General features: G+C 54.1%; 15 protein-coding genes. 9 read left to right on the top strand and 6 right to left on the bottom strand.

Annotated elements, in window-relative coordinates; all coding sequences use genetic code 11:
- The first annotated feature begins 275 nt into the window (after positions 1 to 275).
- Positions 276 to 746 (top strand): nucleoside-diphosphate kinase, encoded by a 471-nt coding sequence (ndk, locus tag LOC67_RS13835; RefSeq protein WP_230263197.1) that lies wholly within the window; start codon positions 276 to 278, stop codon positions 744 to 746.
- 151 nt (positions 747 to 897) lie between these two features.
- On the opposite strand, the gene lexA is transcribed toward ndk, so the two are convergent.
- Positions 898 to 1,497 (bottom strand): transcriptional repressor LexA, encoded by a 600-nt coding sequence (lexA, locus tag LOC67_RS13830; protein ID WP_230263196.1) that lies wholly within the window; start codon positions 1,495 to 1,497, stop codon positions 898 to 900.
- 758 nt (positions 1,498 to 2,255) lie between these two features.
- On the opposite strand from lexA, the gene LOC67_RS13825 reads away from it, so the two are divergent.
- Together LOC67_RS13825 and dnaB are read left to right on the top strand one after the other, a co-directional pair.
- Positions 2,256 to 3,980 (top strand): DnaA ATPase domain-containing protein, encoded by a 1,725-nt coding sequence (locus LOC67_RS13825; RefSeq protein ID WP_230263195.1) that lies wholly within the window; start codon positions 2,256 to 2,258, stop codon positions 3,978 to 3,980.
- A 182-nt stretch (positions 3,981 to 4,162) separates the two neighbouring features.
- Positions 4,163 to 5,608: a replicative DNA helicase gene (gene dnaB / locus LOC67_RS13820; RefSeq protein WP_230263753.1), complete on the top strand. Its 1,446-nt coding sequence runs from the start codon at positions 4,163 to 4,165 to the stop codon at positions 5,606 to 5,608.
- A 152-nt stretch (positions 5,609 to 5,760) separates the two neighbouring features.
- Here dnaB and LOC67_RS13815 read toward each other — a convergent pair whose 3' ends face one another.
- Complete coding sequence (locus LOC67_RS13815) at positions 5,761 to 7,698, bottom strand: DUF3352 domain-containing protein (protein WP_230263194.1); 1,938 nt, start codon at positions 7,696 to 7,698, stop codon at positions 5,761 to 5,763.
- 241 nt (positions 7,699 to 7,939) lie between these two features.
- Here LOC67_RS13815 and LOC67_RS13810 point away from each other — a divergent pair, with 241 nt between their 5' ends.
- Positions 7,940 to 8,626: a BON domain-containing protein gene (locus LOC67_RS13810; protein WP_230263193.1), complete on the top strand. Its 687-nt coding sequence runs from the start codon at positions 7,940 to 7,942 to the stop codon at positions 8,624 to 8,626.
- 498 nt (positions 8,627 to 9,124) lie between these two features.
- Here LOC67_RS13810 and LOC67_RS13805 read toward each other — a convergent pair whose 3' ends face one another.
- Positions 9,125 to 10,357: a CCA tRNA nucleotidyltransferase gene (locus LOC67_RS13805; RefSeq protein ID WP_230263192.1), complete on the bottom strand. Its 1,233-nt coding sequence runs from the start codon at positions 10,355 to 10,357 to the stop codon at positions 9,125 to 9,127.
- A 175-nt stretch (positions 10,358 to 10,532) separates the two neighbouring features.
- On the opposite strand from LOC67_RS13805, the gene LOC67_RS13800 reads away from it, so the two are divergent.
- Positions 10,533 to 10,976, top strand: coding sequence for an NUDIX hydrolase (locus LOC67_RS13800; protein WP_230263191.1), 444 nt, complete (start codon positions 10,533 to 10,535; stop codon positions 10,974 to 10,976).
- A gap of 218 nt (positions 10,977 to 11,194) precedes the next feature.
- Here LOC67_RS13800 and LOC67_RS13795 read toward each other — a convergent pair whose 3' ends face one another.
- From LOC67_RS13795 to ubiE, 3 genes are read right to left on the bottom strand one after another with little or no spacing between them, the layout of a single operon-like run.
- A complete protein-coding gene (locus LOC67_RS13795; protein WP_230263190.1) occupies positions 11,195 to 12,187 on the bottom strand; it encodes a UbiA-like polyprenyltransferase in 993 nt (330 codons plus the stop codon).
- Positions 12,180 to 12,851, bottom strand: a complete 672-nt coding sequence (locus LOC67_RS13790; RefSeq protein ID WP_230263189.1) for a UbiX family flavin prenyltransferase — start codon at positions 12,849 to 12,851, stop codon at positions 12,180 to 12,182. The genes LOC67_RS13795 and LOC67_RS13790 overlap by 8 nt, the downstream gene beginning before the upstream one ends.
- Positions 12,848 to 13,666, bottom strand: coding sequence for a bifunctional demethylmenaquinone methyltransferase/2-methoxy-6-polyprenyl-1,4-benzoquinol methylase UbiE (gene ubiE / locus LOC67_RS13785; RefSeq protein ID WP_230263188.1), 819 nt, complete (start codon positions 13,664 to 13,666; stop codon positions 12,848 to 12,850). Before ubiE ends, LOC67_RS13790 begins: the two co-directional genes overlap by 4 nt.
- Positions 13,667 to 14,216: 550 nt before the next feature.
- Here ubiE and LOC67_RS13780 point away from each other — a divergent pair.
- The 4 genes from LOC67_RS13780 (at position 14,217) to LOC67_RS13765 (ending at position 21,467) form a co-directional block, all read left to right on the top strand.
- Positions 14,217 to 15,545, top strand: a complete 1,329-nt coding sequence (locus LOC67_RS13780; RefSeq protein ID WP_230263187.1) for a hypothetical protein — start codon at positions 14,217 to 14,219, stop codon at positions 15,543 to 15,545.
- A gap of 80 nt (positions 15,546 to 15,625) precedes the next feature.
- Positions 15,626 to 17,656, top strand: coding sequence for a hypothetical protein (locus LOC67_RS13775; RefSeq protein ID WP_230263186.1), 2,031 nt, complete (start codon positions 15,626 to 15,628; stop codon positions 17,654 to 17,656).
- 7 nt (positions 17,657 to 17,663) lie between these two features.
- Positions 17,664 to 20,537: a hypothetical protein gene (locus LOC67_RS13770; protein WP_230263185.1), complete on the top strand. Its 2,874-nt coding sequence runs from the start codon at positions 17,664 to 17,666 to the stop codon at positions 20,535 to 20,537.
- A gap of 6 nt (positions 20,538 to 20,543) precedes the next feature.
- On the top strand, positions 20,544 to 21,467 hold the full coding sequence (locus LOC67_RS13765; RefSeq protein WP_230263184.1) for a DUF4339 domain-containing protein: 924 nt from the start codon (positions 20,544 to 20,546) through the stop codon (positions 21,465 to 21,467).
- Positions 21,468 to 21,500 lie beyond the last annotated feature (33 nt).

Genomic DNA, 21,500 nt, shown 5'->3' with positions numbered 1-21,500 from the left:
CTGCACCGGTCGATGATCCCTCACCGACGACGGCCGTCCACGGATCATTCGCAGCTTTGCGATCGCCGTTGGACTGACTCGTCAATGAAAGATCACAGACTCGTGGATGAAAGTTTATCCTGCGTTCTGGTTCCGTGGCACCATTGCCGCGATTCACGGGCGCCAAAACATCCGAATCACGCTGCGATGTCAATTCTGCCCCGCTTCGCGCAACAGGGCACTCAACCAATAATCTCGGGCCAACCAATACATCAAATCAAACCCGGAGAAACACTATGAGCGATCAACTACAACGAACGCTTGTTCTACTGAAGCCAGACGCCGTCCAACGCCGCTTGATGGGTCAATTGATCGCACGATTTGAGGCCAAGGGGCTGAACATCATCGCGATGAAAATGCTGCAAGTCACTCCAGAATTGTCAAAGCAGCACTACGCCGAACACGTCGAAAAGCCGTTTTATCCAAGCCTGGAATCTTTCATCACTTCGGCTCCAATTGTGGCTTTGGCGATCGAAGGCCTTGATGTCATCAAAGTCGTACGTGACATGCTCGGTGCGACCAACGGGCTAAACGCCGCTGCCGGAACGATCCGTGGCGATTTCAGCAGCAGCCGCCAAATGAACTTGGTACACGCCAGCGACGGACCAGAAGCCGCCCAACGTGAACTGGAACTTTACTTCGAAAGTTCAGAAATTTGCGACTACGAGCCTGTTCTGACACCGTTCATGCGTGCTGGTGACGAGTAGACCTCGCGTCGCCTGTATGGCCGGACGCCGCTGATGGCTATGTCTGCGGATGGGCAGATTGAAAAGCAATAGGCAACGCTTTGCAGGAAGCGTTGCCTATTTTCGTATTGCGAATTTCTTAGCGGCCCAGACTCTTTGCGGCCCAAACCGACTAAATCCCGTTTCGGACCACTCCGACGGCGACGCCGATGACTTTTGCATCGGAGACGTACAACGGTGCCATCCCGCTGTTGGCGGGCTGCAGCCGAATCCTACCTTCCTCGGGAAACCAAAACTTCAGAGTTGAATCTCCGGTGGCAAGCTCCGCGACGACCATTTGTCCTGGCTCTGCCGAATCTTGTTTTTGAATGACGACAAAGTCGCCGTCCTGAATGTGGGCGTCAATCATCGAGTCGCCCGATACCTGCAGAATGAAACGATCGTTTTTGCAGAACATCCCGCTGAAATCGACGCGGTCGGTCTGTTCGAACGCCAAGGCTGTCGTTCCGGCTGCGACCAGACCCGCCATTGGCAAGCTGTGTCCGCGGTCGGCTGTCTCGGTCAATTCGATCGCGCGAGACTTATTGGGACTGCGTCGAATCAGTCCTTTTCGTTCCAGAGCGCGAAGGTGACACATCACACCGTTGGGGCTTTTGATGCCAAATGCTTCGCCGATTTCGCGAACTGTTGGCCCGTAGCCTCGGTTGATAATCAGTTCACGTATCAACTCATACACGCGGCGCTGCCGATCCGTGAGTTGCTTCGTTGCCATTTGCTTACTCGTTGATTTAGGAGTTATGTCGCCGAGCCGACAACCAACAGGAGTATACCCGATCCACCAGTGCAATTCCATCGTTGCCTGGCAATACATGACTTGGATCACATATGTCCAATATCGAAGTGTTAATCGGCGAGCGGGTGGTTGGCCCGACGCCTTCAGACAGCAAAAACAATTCGGCGGGCGGGTTTTTGCCGATGTAGATTCGATGAAGGGTCGCGTAGAAAAACGCCCCACACCGAACGTAAACCAATAACGTGACTGAACTTACAGCTCGAAACACGCATCCGTCACGGCGGTGGCGCTGAACCCTCAACACTTTTTCCACCCGCTTGAATTCTTTGACATTGGTCGAAAACCGTCCCAGCCCGATCATCCGGAGGGCGTCTCTAACCGTGAATTCTTGCCTCATGCGAATGAAGATCAACCGCCAGATTTAATCCAAAGCTCTCCGACGACAATTCGATTTGACTTGCGTGCTAGCAAACTTAGAATCTCGCCCACTCAACGAGCGTCGACGGGAATTGCTTTCAATTCCAGCACGGGGCGTTAAGAGAGTCAATTTGATGGGTTCGGGAGGCTGAAACGCCACCCAGCGGAGCTAGGTTGGCTGCTTTTCTTGCCAACGCTTTGGCTGCTTTTCCGAGCTAATCAACAGGATCACATTCACACCAAATTTGTCGGCCGGGATTCCCCACGTGGCCGTGATAGCAACGGTTGGCAATTTGGATCAGTTCGTTTCGCAATTATCCATGATGGAGGACTGCGCTCCCGGTATGTCCGCAACGCAAGGCTGCAACGATGACTCGGATGTCATCGTCACATTCAAGGAGGCTTTGAAGCAGCGTGTGGGCGCGGAGCGTTACCAGATTTGGTTTTCTGGGATCGAGTTCGAAGTCGAGACACCGCAAGCTGACGGAGCGAAACCGGACTGCATCATCGCAACCGCTCGCGGGCAGTTTGCTGCGGACCGTTTGAGCAAGAACTTCATGTCGTCGATGCGTGCGGCTGCATCTGCCGCATGCGGCGGACTGACCAACGTTCGTATCGATGTTGCCGGCGCCCCCGCTCAACAAGTCGGGCTGCCATTTGCCGATCAAAGCAGCGAAGAAACAGCTGCGACCGCGGACCCCGCTTTAGGTTCAAGTCAATCAACCGCCTCGGCTCAGCCGAACAGCGTAGGCCGAAAGAAACCAGGATCGGCGAAAAACCGTTCCTATAGCCGTCGCCCACAAACACAATCACTCGCTGCGATCCTCGCCGACGGAACCGACAGCCGCAAAACGGCTGCTCAGGCATCGGCTCCGGTGCCTGCTCGCCCCCAAACGTCTGCCCGACCACAAAATCCGGCAGCGACATCAAGGCAATCGAATAGCGGATCGGAGACCACCAGCGGTTCGCCCACAATGTCCGCTTCGACGCGTCAAAACATGCGTCAGGCAATGGACCATAGCTGGGACAATTTCGTTACCGGACCTTGTAATCGCTTGGCCGTGACCGCCTGCGAAATGACGATCGAAGCACCGCGGACCGCTTCACCGTTGGTCCTCTGGGGGCCTCCCGGATCCGGAAAGTCACACTTGCTTGGCGCGGTCGCTAAAAAACTTCGTTCGGTGCATCGCTTGCGACACGTGATCATCATGTCTGCGGAAGACTTCACGAACGATTTCATCAAAGCACTTCACGGCAACAGTCTGCCTGCGTTCCGATCGCGTTTCCGCGATGCCAGTGCGTTGTTGATCGACGACATTCAGTTCTTTGTCGACAAGAAGGCGACGATTCGTGAGCTCCAGCACACGATCGAGATGTTCGCCGAAGCTGGCAAACCGTTGGTCTTCGCAGGCACCAAAGCCCCGACTGAAATCAAAGGCCTGGGCGGCGAGCTTAGCGGCCGACTGGCATCAGGACTTGTCTGCCAAGTCAACAGCTTGGACTTTGACACGCGAGTGGAATTGCTCCGTCGTTACGCCGACAACAGCTCGCCAAAGTCTTGGCCTCAAGAAACATTGGCCGAAATCGCTGAATGTGTCGATGGTGATGGGCGATTGCTAATCGGCATCGCGAACCTGATTTCGCTGCTACAGCGGATGTATGGCGAAATGCCAACGATGGATCAGATTCGACAACACGGCTCACATTTGCTGCGATCATCGGGCGTTCCGATTACCTTGCAAACGATCGAACAAGCGGTCGAAAAAGTGTTCCAGCTTGAAGGCCGTTCGTTGCAATCGAGTTCGCAAGCGAAGAGCCTGACCGGACCTCGAATGTTAGCGATGTACCTATCGCGTGAAATGACCGGCAGTCCGTTTTCGGAAATCGGCGGGCACTATGGGGGACGCAGCCACAGCACCGCGATCCTTGCATCACAGCGAGTTCGCCAGTGGTTGGATTCCAATAAAACGATCGGCCGCGGAAACACCGCATTGTCTACCGACGAAGCCATTCGCCGCGTCGAGGCAACTTTAAAAACGGGCTAAGCAAAACGGGCTAGACGATTTGTCAGCCGGAAAGCCTGCCTGGACGTGTCGTCATTCTCTGTTCGTATTTGTCGGTTCCAACAAGAAGCTTTCAGTTGAACTTGCTCGTCGGCGGCGAACAATGGAAACTGACTGGCCAACTTCACCATCAATCTCAGCCAGAAAAACCAGGGATCGGAGCGTTGAGCACCGGAGACTTTGACCGTTCAAAGGACAAAAAGAAGAAACGCCCCCAGTCGGCGGCAGAGATCCTTCAGCGACAACCGCCATTTGATCTCGAAGCCGAGATGGGAGTGCTGGGAAGCATCCTGATTCTTCCGGAAGTCTGCGATGATCTCGCTTCGCTCCGCGCGGACGACTTTTATGATGACGCCAATCGCGCGATCTACGCGCAACTGCGCGACATGTACGATGGCGGGGAAAAGATCGACGTCACCCTGTTGGTTGCTCGGCTAAAGAAAGCTGACGAATTCGAAACCATCGGCGGTGCGGCCTACCTGGCGAGGCTGTCTTCTGCAGTTCCCAACGCGGCACACGCAGTTTACTACGCTGAGATCGTTTCCGAAAAAGCGGTCTACCGAAAACTGATCCACGCCGGTACCGACATCCTGCGTGATGCCTACGACCAATCCAGCGAAGCTCGCGAGCTGTGTGCTCAGGCGGAAGCCAAAGTGTTTTCGATCATGGACGGTCGATCGGCAAACTCATTGCACTCGATGAACGACGTTCTACATGCGGCGATGGACCGTATGGAGGCTCGCCTGCGCGGTGAAGTGACCGAGGGTACGGTCGAAACCGGGTTGCTGGATTATGACACGATGACCGGTGGCCTTCACATGGGCGAACTGATCATTTTGGCGGCCCGTCCTTCGATGGGTAAAACGGCCTTGGCGATGAACATTGCCGAACACTGTGCGATCGAATTGCGTCAGCCGGCGCTGTTCATCAGTTTGGAAATGTCCGGGATCGAACTTGCCGACCGGATGCTCTGTAGCCTTGCGCGTGTCAACGGCCACAAATTACGTAACGGTACGATCAGCGCCGACGATCAGACGCGATTGATCAACAAAGCGAACGAAATTAGCACCGCCCCGTTCTACGTCGATGATTCCCCCAGTCGAACGGTCAGTGAAATCGCGGCAGCGGCAAGACGTATCAAACGTCGAGAGAACGGCCTCGGTCTGATCGTGATCGACTACCTTCAGCTGATCGAACCGGACAACTCACGTGACCCCCGGCAGGAACAGGTCGCAAAAATCGCACGTCGTCTGAAAGGGATGGCTCGGGAATTAGAAGTCCCGTTGCTTTGCCTGTCTCAGCTGAACCGGCAAGCCGAAGACAGCAAAGACCACAAACCCAAACTTAGCCACCTTCGTGAATCTGGTGCTATCGAGCAGGATGCTGACGTTGTGATGTTCGTCCACCGTGAAGAGTACTATCACCGGGGCGAAGAACGCGCTCAGTACGCCGGTCAGGCTGAAATCATTATCGCTAAACAGCGTAACGGCCCGGTCGGCGATGTACAGCTAACTTGGGAATCCGACTTCACACGATTCGGAAACCGAGCCCCCGAGCATCACGACGAATTCAGCGACTATGCCGAATTCACTACCCCGGGCGGCTTCTAATCAGAGCTTTGATCGGCTCCAAGGATTTGCCCATCGTTTTGCCGCAAGACGAATTCTGAGTCCGTCTTGCGGCCGCCCAGTGCGAACACCTTTCCCGGCTGATGCGGATCACCCAAACCAGCCGGGAACGAGTGGTTGACTTAGCGTCCGGTTCAGTTCGTCTCCGGATCGGGACGAAGCGAAAAGAAACCGAAGTGGATTCCATCGGGTTCGTTGTAGCCGAATGATCCGGTCGGTGCGAAGTACTTTTCTAGTTCCGAGAATGGCGGCAACTCGTTGCGGTCCATAAGCTCCGAGAACTTTCTTGCGACAACGTTGTTCTCTCCGGCACTTCGCAAGAAGTTGCGAGAGTTCTGGTCTTTCGCCAAGTCATAAATCATCCGCATGCCTTCGGCACCATCGATGAACGACAGCATGAATGGCTCATCGCCATCCAGCTTGCCACCGAGCTCACCTGACACCAACGAGTATTCGGGCAGGTCGACCAGACGGGGCAATTTCCCAGCTTGGGCGAGAGCAACCTTTTCGATGAAATCGGTGCTGTCACAGTAGATCAACCATTTATCCAGCACTAAAAAGCTAGGCTCTGGCCGACGAAGGTTCTTGGGAAAGTTCTGTCCTGGACCACGCATCCGATAGACAACGTGACCAGCAATCGTTTCGACGTTGAGGCCTCGTTGCATTCGGTCGCGAACCTCGGCCAAGTCCGATTTTGCCTTCGCAGCATCTTTCAGTTCGAACGCAAATACATTCACGCCACTGTTGATTCGCATAGGCGGTTCCATCCAAACCAGCCTGACGAATCGACCGGTAAAGTTTCCGAGAACGTCGTCTTGAACGCTGATCCCGATTCGTGTGCTGACGGGATCTTCGACAAACCGCTTTAGTGCGTCGGCTCCCTGGAATCGGTCCAGCACTTTGCCAAAGTTTTCATAGGCTTTCGCAAAATCCCAGTTCAGCGAAGTGTACGTCACGACTTTTTCAGGAACCCAGTCCGGCGGTGCTGTGACACCGGTCTCTGGACGCAGCACTCCCAACAGTCCGTCACGCGGCGGGTCAATCTTGATATGCCAATGAGCGATGCTTTCGAAAACATCGCCGCCACGGAATGAACTCCCGCCGATTCCACCAATTCTCGCGACACCGAGGTCTTCGATCGAGGGCCACAGCAATGCGACGGTGATCGAATCCGATCGTTTGATGATACGATCAGCAATCGCATGTGGATCAATAAAGAAAGTCAACTGCGGACGCGTTTCTTCTGCGCCGACACACCGTGAAATGATCGTGCCGAAGGTGGCATTCTCGGCTAACGTTGGCTCATCGCTTTTGCCGATCCAATGATTCAAAACGTCTTGTGCGGCAGAATTACCAACTCCGATCACGAATGTCCCATCCCGTTCAAAGAATTCGATGGGAAGACGCCCGGCACGATTGGGCAACATCCGCTTGACTTCGGTACCGTCGATTTTTACAACACGGCGAACACGTTGCTTGGTGAGTTCACGCTCAAACCGATCAACGATCTTCATCAAGCTATCGATATTCTCACCGGCGTCGACGATAAACGTGAACCCGAACGAGTACTGCTCGCGAAGCTCTTGTCGTTTTTTGCGTCGCTGAATCTCACTTTCGTCAGCATCGTCGTCGAAAGTGAGTTCCGGCTTTTCGTCACCTTCAAGTGGCTTTGCCGGATGAATCGCGATGGCGACTTGGCCTTGCGGAATGTCCAGCAATTCGTCCAGGCCGATACCGATCTCATCGCTTACCTGTTGGAACAAATCTTTGAGCGTCGCATAGAATTCATCGGCAAAGGGACGCATCTTGGGATCGTTGATCATCATCCCCAGCGAAGACTTTTTCATGTCTTTGCGAAGATCAGCAGCGTTGTCCAACCGAATGTACGCCAGGGAATCGCTTGGGAACAAACGAGGAGCCCCGGGCAGACTGTCGGACGAATCGTTCTCCGCCGCCGGTGCCGACGGCATGCCGACCGCTAGGCCTACCGTCGTCAGAAACACGGCGGCCAAAGTCTGTTTCATGTAGGGAGCGAATCGTAGAGATCCGTCTCGCGCTCGAATCGTGCTCATGATCAATCTCAAGAGGGAGGGAAAAGTTTAGGTGCCCCGATTTGGCGGCCAATTGCCAAAGGTGACAGTGCCTGAATTTGCGGTCCTGGTCTGAACTTGCCGACTGATTCGGTTTTGCGGTCCGAATCTTGGCACTTTGAACTGAACTTGGCAGGCAAAAACCGAAACGTTTGGAGGCGCCAAACGTTAAAGTAGGGTAACAAATTCAACCAATTCATTTTCGCAAGCGGTGACCGCATCCATGCTGAATTTGCCATCTGACAGCCTCAACCAACGTCGCTTTCATTGCGTCTTCATCGCTTTGGTAGCCAATTTGTCACTCGCATGCTTGGCCAGTGCTCAGTTTTCCTCTGGAAGCACGACTACCGGAACCGACAGCACTTCATCCTCAACCGGAACGTCGACCGGCAGTTCCACAATGGGGTCCGGCAGCAGTTTTTCACTCTCCGCATCCAGCAGCGAAGGTTTTTCTGGAGTCCAGCGTGGATCGTCCATCGGTTCCGAGAACGTCCAGGGTTTCGGGGCTGCCGCGGAGTCGTCCGGAACCACCGGGCGATCGAGCGCGACAAGTGCCCGTGGCGGTGGCATGGGAGGTCTCGGTGGCCTTGGCGGATTGTTTGGAGCCTTAGGAAATGCCTTCGGCGCACAGAATTCCGCCAATTCACAACCAACCATTCGTGTCCGTCTGCGATCGGCAATCAACGCTCCGCCGCTTAGCAGCGTGCAAGTTCAATCGGCGGCAACGAAAGTCTTCGACCGGCTTCCGGCGAACAGCAGCGTTCGAAACGTCAACATCACCATGGCCGGGCGAACCGCCGTCCTAACCGGAGTGGTTTCCAGCGAGAAAGATCGCCGGATGAGCGAGCTGTTGATGCGGTTGGAACCAGGGGTGAGCCAGATCGACAACCAAATCACGATCGCCGAATAAGTCTGAAGTCAATGGTCCCGGATGGATGGTTTGTTGTTTTAACCGCGGCTAACGCCGTTGCGGCTCATGGGTCTGCCTACTGAGCCGATACGCGCTAGCGTCGGTTACTCCCATCCTGGTCCAGACACAAAGCCTCACTCAACCGCGGCTAACGCCGATGCGGCTCAAGGGCCACCTACTGAGCCGATACACGCTAGCGTCGGTTCTTCCCATCCTGGATCCAGACATAACATCTCTCTCAACCGCGGCTAACGCCGTTGCGGCTCAAGGGCCACCTATTGAGCCGATACGCGCTAGCGTCGGTTACTCCCATCCCGGTTCCAGACAAAACATCTCTCTCAACCGCGGCTAACGCCGTTGCGGCTCATGGGCCACCTACTGAGCCGATACGCGCTAGCGTCGGTTATTCCCATCCTGGTCCAGACACAAAGCCTCACTCAACCGCGGCTAACGCCGTTGCGGCTCTTGGGATTTTCCGATTCGCCACACGGAACAACTTCATTCTGCGGCCAGTTCTCGGACGATTGTGAGCGCGGATTCTTTTGAATCCAATTCGCCGTCGAGCTGCAACTGCCGAATCTTGGCCAGCCATGAACGGAACTGCGGCCCCGGACGAAACCCTTCGGCGATCAACAGATCTCCAGTGACCAGCGGTTCCGGATTGAGTCTCTCGACAGGCCATTGCAACGCTTCTTCACAGCGTTTGATTCCGTCGGTGGCTATCTCGTCAGCGTGGCAAACCGTGCGTGCACATTCAATCACAAATTGAATATCCCGATTGATCAAAACCGGCTGCAGTTCCGACCATGCCATCGGTGCCGCATCAATTACGATCTGGTACAAATCACCGGCTGCCGCAACCCGTCGCAGCTCTTCACCAGACAACTTCCAACGACTCGACAAGTCTTTTAGCGTAGATTTGAAACGCTTCGGCGAGTCGCCGCTGCCAGCTTGCCAACTGATTGCGAGCAAGACCACTGCCAATGAAGACTCGAAGTCGTAGACAGACCGCGAATTCAGATTGCGATTCACTGAATCCAAACATTCGTCCGACAAATCTGGGAAGACCTGACGGTTTAATCCGGTTTCCAACAGAAGCTGCATGCCACACGCAGCCTCATCACAACTGACAATCCGGCGCATCTCGGCGCCGATTCGCTCGCCGCTGACAATCTGAATTTCGTCCGCACGGCGGGCTAGTTCCGAATAGGTCGACGATTCAATTTCGAAACCTAGTGACGTGGCGAAACGAACGGCACGCAGCATCCGCAACTTGTCTTCTTCGAAGCGTTCCTGTGGTTTGCCAATTGTGCAAAGACGACCGGCCGCAAGATCCTTTTCACCATCGACGTAGTCGATCACTTCTTCATTCTGTGGATCATAGAAAAGCCCGTTGATCGTAAAATCTCTACGAAGCGCATCGTTGTTCGCATCACCAAAATGGACTTCGTCGGGGCGGCGACCGTCGGAATACTCGCCATCGCTGCGGAACGTCGCGACTTCGGTAGGGTGAACGGAATCACATTGTTTTCGAATCGACTTGGGCGGCAAAACGCCGATGACTCCGAAGGAAGCGCCAAACGCCAAGGTATTTCGTCGGCCAAAGATATCTCGAACCCGGTCTGGGACTGCATCGGTTGCCACATCGAAATCTTTGGGCGGGCGATTCAACAAAGCATCACGGACGCAGCCTCCCGCGAAGTACGCGACATGCCCAGATTCGTGCAACACCCGGCAAATTCGCAACGCTTCCTGCAAAGAATCTCGTACATCCTTCGATTGGATTCGTTGTGGATCAAAAAGAGGTCCGATTCTTGTCAACGTAGTACTTTCTTATGAGGACTTTCGGTGTGCGAGCCAGTGATCGCGATTGTCGATCGGCATCAATTCCGCTACAAGCTGACTTATGGACTGTCCACCCGTCAAACCCAGCACCAGACGCAAACGTGGTGTGGTCGGCGTGATTTTTCGCGAGGCCAAACTGCTGGTGATCCGGCGTGCGCTGACGGTGACCGCTCCGGGAAAGCTGTGCCTACCCGGTGGAGGGATCGAAAAAGGGGAGTCCGAAGAACAGGCTTTGGTTCGCGAGATGCAAGAAGAGCTTGCCATCGATGTCACTCCGATGCAGCTTTGCTACCGCAGCGTTACCAGTTGGGGAACCAACCTCGCTTGGTGGCACGCCGATCTCCAGGATGCGATTATCCCAACCGCAAATCCGGCAGAAGTCGCGGACGTTTTTTGGATGAGCCGCGACGAAGTGCGATTCGCCACGGACCTTCTGCCTAGCTTGCCACCGTTCCTGCTGGCTTGGGAAAAGGGCGAGATCGGATTGGATTGCCATTGGTGCTAGTGCTTCGTTCCAACTCGATTTTAAGATTAGCCGTATGGCGTTAGCCACGGTTTCCGTGCAGTGACTGGGGCTGCTAACACCCATCGGCTGATGAACCGAACCCGTATTTTCGTACGCAATGAAGCACTAGTCTTCTAGTTCGATCACATGTCTGCACTTGATCGTTCGCAATCACAGGGCTCACGACCAATGCGTTCACGATCATTGCTGACGCGGCTTCAAATCCACAAGCAGTCGATCGATCCGGCAACCATTAGCAAGACGCTAATGGCAACATTGGTCTGAAAGAACGCTTCACCGACCCGTGCCAGATTTCCGGCGCTGACAAGCGAGTGCTGCCGGACCACCAAAGCGGCGATCAAAACGAAGGCAACCCAGTAGAGCCATCCGAACCCGACGCTTGGGGCGAGAATCGGAAGCGCGATCAAAAACAGAAGCATCACGAAGTGCGACATCGCCGCGATTCGAAGGGCACCAGCAACACCGAAACGAGCAGGCACACTGTGCAGTTTGGCTCCTCGATCGTACTCGGCATCCTGGCAAGCATAGATAATGTCAAACCCGGTTACCCAAGCCGCTACCGCTGCGGCCAACAAGACCGGTGCGATCAAGTCGGATAGCACCAACACCGATTGAGGCCCTCGGATGGCGACCCAAGCACAGATGGGTGAGAGGCTTAACGCAACACCCAACCAAAGGTGCGCCGCACTCGTAAAACGCTTTGCCAAGCTGTAGCCCATCACGACAACCAGCACCGGTAGTGAAGCAACCAGTGGGACCCAATTGGGTAGGAATGCTGCCGCCGCAGCGATGAAGACTAGAACATTAGCAATCGTGAAATAGGCAACTGCGGTCGCGGACAGCTTTCCCGCCGGAATATGACGCCCCTTCGTTCGCGGATTCTCCGCATCGATTTTGCGATCGACCAGCCGATTGAAGGCCATCGCTGCGTTTCTCGCACTCACCATGCAAACCAAGATGGCCAACAGATCGGTCCAACGCAGTCCGGGATGTGTACCGTCGGGCAACGGCGTCGCAAAAGCCATCACCGTCGCAAGTGTTGCGAATGGCAGTGCAAACAGCGTGTGAGAAAAACGAATCAGTCCCAGCCAATCGCTGACATTGATACGTTTTGCCGACTGTCCAATCGGCTCCCGCCCTTGCAAATCGGCATGCGACTGCAATTTATCTCGGTCTGCCAAGTCAACCATCTGTATCCTTCCAACGCTCAATCAATTGATTGTCGATTTGTAGTTGATCCAGCAATCTCGCCACGACAAAGTCGACGAGACAATCAAGTGATTCGACGCCATGGTACCAACCTGGCATCGCCGGCAAGATTGTGACCCCGGCGGTCGCTAGCCGATGCATGTTTTCCAACTGCAAAACACTAAGAGGTGTTTCGCGAGGCACCAAAATCAGCTTTCGTTGTTCTTTCAGGTGAACTTCGGCTGCTCGCGAAATGAGGTTGTTCGATGCCGCATGGGCAATGCTGCTAAGCGTGCTTCCGCTACACGGACAGACAACCATCGCCGAAGTACGAAAAGAACCGCTCGCGATTGGCGTAAAATAGTTTTCGTAGTGATGATAGTTCAGACGTTCCCGAACCAAACTGGCCCAGTCAACCGCGACGATGTCTGCTCGACGTTTCTCAGTCGACCAAATGGGTACCTGCGAAACGAACGCCACCAAGTCAGGTGCTTTCAAGTCGAAATTAAAACCAGTTTCCTGCTCGATAACCGCAGCACCACTGGGACTGACCGTCAAATGCACTTCGACCTGCGAACGCAGCAACGACTGCAGCAAGCGGATAGCATAGACGGCGCCGCTTGCACCGGTGATCGCAACAACAACGGGATATTTTGAAGCGGTCATGCTTCGAGCGAAGGCGCGTTTGAGACGAGGTTTCCTGGCTTGGTGCCTTCGTAGATCGTGCAAACACCAAACGTGAGCGGAGTGAACTTGACTTCTTCTAATCCGGCCGCCCGCATGCGTTCGGCAAGTGCTTCGCCATCGGGAAATCGGCTAACCGAGTCTGGCAGATAGCTATAGGCAGACTTGTCATTGCGGGCGAACAATTGTCCTACCTTCGGCAACACATATTTAAAGTAGGCGTTGTAGATCTGGCGCAAACCGAACAGGGTCGGACGGGAAAATTCCAGCACCATCACTTTCCCGCCTGGACGACAGACACGGGTCAACTCTTTTAGCCCACGGTCGGTATCGGCGACGTTTCGCAAACCGAATGCGACGGTCACCGCTTGGAAAAGATCACTTGCAAATGGTAGCTGCTGTGAATCAGCTTCGACGTAGTCGATCTGCCCCGTCGCAGTCCCAGCGACACGCTTCTTGCGAGCGATCTCTAACATCGCTCCGCAAAAGTCACTGCCGACGACTTCGACGCCCGATGGTGCCGCATTGGCAATCGCCATCGCCAAGTCACCTGTTCCGGTGCAGGTATCCAAGACGGGAATGTTCTGTACCAAGTTTAAACGCTTGACCGCACAATGACGCCAATACTTATCGATGTTCATCGAAAGCAGGTGGTTCATCAAATCGTACTTTGGTGCGATTTGACGAAACATCTCGCGAACGCGTTCATTGCTTTTGTCGAGCGGTTCTTGGCTCATGGATTCACCATGACCTGGAGTCAGATTTGCAGACGATGGTTCAGCGATCTCGGTGGTCATATAGCTGTCTTGTTGATCGATTCAGTCGAAATCGTAGGTTGCTGCATCATTGGCTACTGCGTCCACTTGCCGTCATGCCGGTGGACTGAAGGATCCTAAGCCGTTTTCATCTCCGAAGGCGAATCTTTCGGCGACCAGGTTCCAAAGTTTAAAACCAACCGTCGCCATCGACTCTATTGAATCACTTGTGGGTTCAACCAAAGGAGGGGGGCGACGAATTTGTGGAACAAATCCTAGGCGGATCAGCCCCAGGGTGTTCAGCCTAAGTGAAGAGTCGAAAATCGAAAAGCACACCAAAAAGCACGACGCGGCGGACGCATTCCAATCATAGAGAACCCCACACGTCAGAGTGGACCAAAACCCCTTCGGCAGATAAACTGAACGTTCATTCAGAAATCCTTCCCCCGCGTAAACGATTCATCACGTCCCAAGGTGGTTTTGCAGGCCGTAATCGCAAGATTTCGGCAGAATCTGTTTTGGAGATCGTCGCATCGGTGGAAGAATACCTTAATGCTGTTCCCGCAATCACTGGACGCGATTAACGAAACCTATGGCGAGTCTTGTTTATTCTCCTGCAACCACGCTTCTCAACCGCGTTACTTGCCCCCATTGTTGGAGCCAGTACGCCCCGGAGGAATCGTTGTGGATCGCCGAGCATCCAGACTTGTTGGGCGACGCCAAACTAGGTTTCCAGCACGCCAAACGTTTTCTTCCAAGTCGATTCACGCCCAAAGGCGATGCGATTGACGAACTCGGGCAGCATGCCACTCGGATGGCTTGTCCCAAGTGTCACTTGAACGTCCCCCGTTCGATGCATCAGGTTCCCAGCCTGTTCTTCAGTATCTTTGGCGCCCCCGCGTGCGGAAAAAGTTACTTCCTGACCTCGATGTCTTGGAAACTGCGGCAGACACTTCCCAAGCGATTTGCGGTTTCGTTAAGTGATGTGGATGCCGAAACCAACGCTCGAATCCACGAGTACGAAGAACAGCAGTTCATGAACCCCGATTTGGACACGCCGGTAGCGCTTGCCAAAACGGAAGAACAAGGCGACATGTACGACACCGTCGACATGGGAGACCACACGGTCAGTTTTCCTCGTCCCTTCATGTACAACCTACAGCCGCTTTCAAGTCACCCGCGATACAAACGCAATCGTGAGATTTCGAAGATCGTCTGTCTGTACGACAACGCTGGCGAAAGCTTCTTTCCCGGGGCCGACAAAACGATCAGCCCGGTGACACGTCACCTTGCGAAATCAAAGTGTCTGTTTTTCTGTTTTGATCCGACCCAGGACACCCGCTTCCGCCGCGCATGCGAGGGCAAATCGGATGACCCACAAATGGCTTCGCGAACCACTCGCCTCGCTCGCGAAACGACCATTCGCCAAGACACAATCTTGCTAGAAGCGATTCAACGTGTTCGGCGTCACGCAGGCCTTCGCGATGATGAACTGCATCAACGGCCCCTGGTGATCATCGTCACGAAATGGGACGCATGGAAAAACTTGTTGCCAGACGTTTCTACCGACGAACCTTACTTGCCGATCGAGAATTCAAAGCTGTTCTCCTTGGATAGCCAGCGGATCAAATCGACCAGCGAAAAAGTCGGCGAATTGATGTCCGAAATCTGTCCCGAAATCGTTGCCGCTGCCGAAGGCTTCTCCACCAGCCTGACATTCATCCCGGTTAGCGCCAGCGGAACTCACCCGACGTTGGATCCGGCCACGGGTGCGCTGGGAATTCGCCCGCGCGACATGCAACCGTTCTGGGTGGAAATCCCGATGCTGATGGCGCTGCACAACTGGGCGGGTGGCTTGGTCGGTGCATCCGCCCCAGGTTCAGGCATGGATGACGGTCGTTGGATTATCGAAAAACTTTAACGATCAATTCTAAAGGCCAATCCCAATTGATTGGCCGAACCTATCCAACGATCGAGGATTCTTTTTGACGGTCAACTTAGATGAGTAGCGAGCTTCTTTATACGTCCGCGCCCCAGGGCCTACGACACGGCGCTAAAGGTTTCTGCACCGTGTTATCGACTGCGGGAATGCCCATCAATGTGATCAGCAAACTGGAATCGATTTCGGGCTATCGCCAGTTCTATATGGCGGACCATCCGCGATACCAAGAAAACCCGATCGCTTTTTCGCACCAGGTTTATTCGATTGCCGGCAAACCGACTTCGGTGCTTTCGCGCATCGGCCCCTACGGGATCGACTACACCGGGCGACCCAGCAACAAGATCGCTCATCACGTTGTTCTTGAACCCCATGAGATGCCCTCCGCCGGGCCAGCATGGCTTCTTCAACAACCGATCATTCGCTCGGAGTGGCTGGGCATCTGCGAAACGCCAACAGCAGGCCCATCGATCCCGAGATCAAATCAATCGCCTCGGATTTGTACCACATGGAAAAACGTCGCCGGTGACTCTGGTTGGGGTGGCGTCATTGCCGAAGCATTCACGTCAAATGATCAGTCACCTCTGTGGGTTGTTTACTCGATCGAACAACGCGACATCCTCTTGGAACTTATCGACGAAGCCATCGCGTTGTTGCCAGTTGAACGTCGTTGGCAAGCAACGTTCAGCACCTTTGGAGTAAAGCTACCGCCAGACGCGAACTGCAAATTGCGTTTTGTTCCTATTGGCACGGATGAGGCTAAAAACGCAATCGGTGGCAATCGATGCATCAACTTGACCAAGTCGCCATCGATCAAAACAGTTTCGCCTTGGGTCGAACTGGCTCGCGGAACTGCGAAACCCGCGATTGCTTCTCCGATCGATAGGTCTGTTGAAGAGACCGACTCAAGCGAACCGCTGCAAATCAATGCGAACTGGCAACACGAAGATGAAAACGATGTCGGACCGCCTCCTTCGATGGAGCCACCGGCGCTTCCGCCAGGGATAGACGACCACCGACGAAGCAACAAAACCCGATGGCTGGCCGCGGCATTGATCGCGTTCCTGATGCTTGCTGTCACGACTTGGTTTATCGCAACTCAGTTTTCGCCAGCCAAACCGCCAGCGTTCGCGCCGCCGATCGATATCGCCGTTGAGGAACCGGTATCGGATCAACAAACCGAACCGGTCGAATCGCCCCCCGTCGTTGTTCCCGATGAAACACCCAAAACCATCCTGACGCTGCGCTACGACAAAAAGCAGCTTTTTGCATGGATCCTAAACGAGGTTGGCGAGTCCAATGAACCGCCCAGGATTGTCAGCGCTCGCGGTGGTGTCAGGATTCAAATCGAGCCCAAAACGGAGCGTGATTCTCCCTCGACTGACCAACCGCCCGCAGCCACTCCCAAAGTTATCACGGTGTCTTGGGGAGCCGATGCGTTTAGTCTGCAAGAACCGGCGCCCTATGAGATCGAACAGACCGAACTGGTCGATGACCGCAGGACTGTCGACGCTCGCAAACTACGCAAGATTCCTTCGCAGCTAAACGGTTCCGACTTTTACTGGCACGATGAGTCCGGCTACTTTATCGGAAATGCAAAAATCGAACTTGGCGAAGCGCCTTTCGCAAAGGACTTGCAAGCCAGTGCCTATCGGGAATTCGGGCAATCGCTTAACGATCTGATTCAAACGGTCGAATCGATCCGCGAAAATGGCGAACAGATCCCGCCCACCTTTGACACTTTGATTTCATCTTTCTTGGTTCGGATGAATCGCTCGAAAGAAACGCAGTTGAACTATCTGTTCCGATCGATTCCGACCAACGATGACTTTGTGGAAGAAACCAGCTTGCTTCGCAAACGACTGCAATCGAAAGCAGAGGAACTCGCCAACCCACTTGAACGTGACGAGCAAAAGGCTTTGCTAAATATCGTCTCGGCATGTGGTGAAATCCCGCTGTTGGTCAATCGAGTGCGTAAAGCACATCAAACACTAAAGGACGGGTGCTGGGTCGACGTCCCAGATCTGATTTTTTTCGATGCGGGACGATCAATCATTCGACGCATCCCCCTACGCATTCATTTTTCCTGGTAACAGTCAAATGCCCACGACCGTTGATAGAATCCGACGCGCCCTGGAAAAGCGGGACGGTATCGCCGAGGAAGAAATGCGTCCTTTGGCGGATGCCTACAAAGTCGAAGTGCAAAGCGTCAACAAGCGACTTGATGAAGCCGTCATGTTGCTTCGCAAAGGCTTGCGCAGTGAAGCCATCCAACGCATCGAGATGACTCCCAATGCGCTCGACCTGGCAGCCGAACTGGAATTTCCCGAATGGGATGAATGGACCGAGATCTTGCAGTTCCTTGGCATTCCGCTACCGCAAAAATTGAATTTGGACTACGTCGCCCAAATCAACGAAGCGATCATCGAAAGCTTGCCGCTGGACGCATTGCTACGTCGTCACCGCAGATTGGCGATCGCGAAAGCTCCACTTGGCGTCAGACTCCGAACGCTCCGGCAAATCGCCCACGTCGATCCCGGCAATTCGGTTTGGTCCGAGGACGTCGAGACATGGGAGAAGATCCGTCTAGGACAGATTGACCGAGAACTAAACGATGCTCTTGAACGGGAAGATTCAAGGGAACTATTCCTGTTGAACGAGGAACTGAAATCCAGCCAATGGCGCATCAAACCGTCTGGCCGTTTGGTTGAGCAAAGCCAGTTCGCCGCCGAATCCTATGTTCGGCAAAACATGCAGCAGGAGCTTGGCCAGATCGCACCCAAGCTAATTCAAGCGTTTGAAGATCGGGACGAATCGAGCGCTCGCGCATTGCGAACCAAATGGCAGTCCAGCCGCGCTCGCTACAAGATTGGCGTGCCATCAGAGATGGAAGCGGCGGTCGCTCCGAGCTTGCAGTGGCTCGAAGATATCGATCGCCAAGCGATGATGGAAAGCGAACGTCAGATCGCCCTTCAAACCTTGCAGTCCTATCTGGATGGAAACCATTCAGCCGAGGAAATTCAACAGGCTGCCGCCAATGCCACACGATTTGGTGAACCGTTGCCAGTCGAACTTGCGCAGCGAGTCCAAGAATTGGCGGACGCCCCCGCAAAGCGAGCGAAGCAAAAGTGGATGGCGATCGGAATCGCTGCTGCCGCAGTCCTGATCATCGGATTGATCTCGTCATACATGGTCTATTCCGCGTCGCAACGCAGCAAGCAGCGAATCGAATACGTTCGGCAGATGGAAAACTTTGTCAGCGGGAACCAATACGCTGAGGCGATCGATTTCTTTCAATCGATCGGGGCAACCGCTCCCGATGTCACCGCACTGCCCAAAATGGTTGCACTGTATTCACAAGCGAACGAAGCCGTCGACAAAGAAAACAATCGCGCAAGTCGTTTCGAAGACCTGCTTCGTCAAGCCAATGTTGATGATCCGGCATTGATCGACGAGTTGCTGATTCCACAATTGGAAGAACTCGCTGCAACCGACGCCGAACGTGCCAGGATCGATGATATCCGCAAGCGAAAGCAAGCTTACACCGAATCGGTTGCGACCAAACAAAGTGACGAAATGGTCGAAAAGATTGGGCAGTTTTGGACAACGTTCGGACAGCTGCAATCGCGTGGCAATTCCTCGACCAACCTAACTTCGCTTGAACAATTGCGGACCCAGGTGATCCGACTCTCTTCACAATATCCACTTCGTTCAGAAACCGCGATTACGAAGCAGGAACAACTTCGCAGTTCGATTACGTCGACGATCGATCAGATGAAACGTCAGATGCAGTCGGAATCGCAGCTCAATGAAGCGATCGACACATTGGTCAACGCAAGAAGTCTTGAAGTCTATGCAGATCGACTTCGCGAATTGTCTCGCCGTACCGTCGCCGACACCGGTTTTGTCGACTTCGAAAAAGTCATCGATGAAGAAGACAATTGGGTCAATGTTGATCGCACCAATGACTGGCTGAAACAACTAAACCAAAGACTAGACCAAGGTGTGACAAGCGGCGAAGCAACCGAGTTGATGGAGTCGGCCGCTTTGCTACGCGGTCGTGTTTCACCGAACCCGGTACTCGATGCGATGCCGAAGTTCGTCGATTCGATGCAAGAGATTCGCCGCCGTCAACGGATTCAAGACGAAACATTCCGCATCTTTGAAAACCATCCGCTCGCCCAGTTGGTCACGTTAAATGCCAAGGGGCAGCAGTATCTGATCACAAAGACATACGCCGAAGACAACGCCGACCGTATGAAACGCAGCGGCAGCTTGGGCGTCATGGTCGTCAAGGATTCGACCGGTTCAGTTCGCAACGAAGGTTTCGAAGGCCCGTTGGACGACGTTGACAACGAACCGATGGCTTCGATCGATTGGTTGCTTGAACAGAAACGCACCCGTGCGATCGACTTGGCTTCACTTTGGGAACAAACCTTTATCCGACTGGTCAGCGAGATCATGACCAAACGCCCGGATCTCGATGCGAGAATCAAAGAATGGATGATCTTTCGATTACTTGAAGGCGCGACCCGTGGCAGCGAACGTTTGACCCAAGCAATCCCTCAAACGATGGCTACGCTGCAGCGGCGAGCAGACAATTTCCAGCGATGGTATGAACCGCGACCTTTCACCAGCGAATTGCCAGCTGACGTTGAAAACACAATCAAGTCGGAATTGAGCATCGCGTTCCCTCGTTTCAGCGATCCGCTCAGCGACTTCACCGCAATTGGGAATTCCAAGTTGCAGTGGATCGGCTTTCTCAGTCGAACGGCGGACAACCAAATCGGCTATCATTTACGCGATCCACACCCCGTGGGCGACGGATCCATTTTTGTCGCCGTGGAGGCTCGTGAAGGCAACGCCGAAACAGCGCTGAATAAAATTGGTGAACTCAATCAAGGCCATGTTCAGCTCACATCGAACCCCGTCGATCTTATCCCCGGCCGACCTCTTTTCCTGTTTCCGAAATAAGCACGCATGACACAGATTGAACGCGTCTTCATTCGATTTCGTGGCCGAACGATTGGTCCGCTGGCTCCAGATAAAGTCAAAGAAATGGTTCGTCGTGGGCAGGTCACCCGCGTACACGAACTGTCCGCGGACGGTCTCAGTTGGACCAAGGCTGAAGAATTCGGGAACTTCTTTCCACGCGCCAGCGCCATGGGTGCTATCGCCGGTGACATGGCTGCTGACGGTTCGGTTGTCCCACCAGGTGAAGGGGCGGCAGGGCAAGCTGGTTGCATCGCACCAAACGAAAACGCAACCGCCCAGTGGTACGCTCATGTCCAAGGGGAAAAGCAAGGCCCTGTCTCGATGGACCAAATGCGGCTCTATGCAGAAGCCAAAATTTTGAAAAAGGATTCCTTGGTTTGGAAGAACGGCATGCAGTCTTGGACTGCAGCATCCGAGGCTCTACCCGAACTATTCGGCGGAAAACCCAAACCTTCTGCGGGCAACTCAGAAGGTAGCGTCTCCGAGGATTTGATCAGTGCAGATTCTCCCTCCGGAAACGCACTCACCAATGAGATTTGCCAAAATCATGGATGGATACTGATGCTTGGTATCGGCCTCATCGTCGGCTGTTTGATTTTCCTTGTCGTTCAGTTTTTAAAGCTCAATGAAGGCGGCCAGAAACTCTATTCCGACTACTATTCGGCTTCCATTTTCAGTGTCTCCGCCGTTGCAGGCAGCATCTTTGGCGCACTAGCGATCCAGGTTTCCACCAAGCTAAAAGCGGCTGCCGAATCCAGTTCTCCCGTTGCCGCGTTGGTTGCCGCAAAGTCGCTAAGCCAGTTTTGGATGGTCGGATCCATCATCGCAGTCATTTGGACCGCTGCTGTCATCCTGACCGCGATCGCGACGTTCGCGATGAGCCTTCCGATCACCAAAGTTCTTGGCTAGCGAAATTCGCCGTCTCGGGCAACGCGGACTGTT

The sequence above is a fragment of the Stieleria sp. JC731 genome (assembly GCF_020966635.1).
GTDB lineage: Bacteria > Planctomycetota > Planctomycetia > Pirellulales > Pirellulaceae > Stieleria.
The sequence above is the reverse complement of the archived record's forward strand: the minus strand, read 5'-3'. Positions and strand labels throughout refer to the sequence as shown.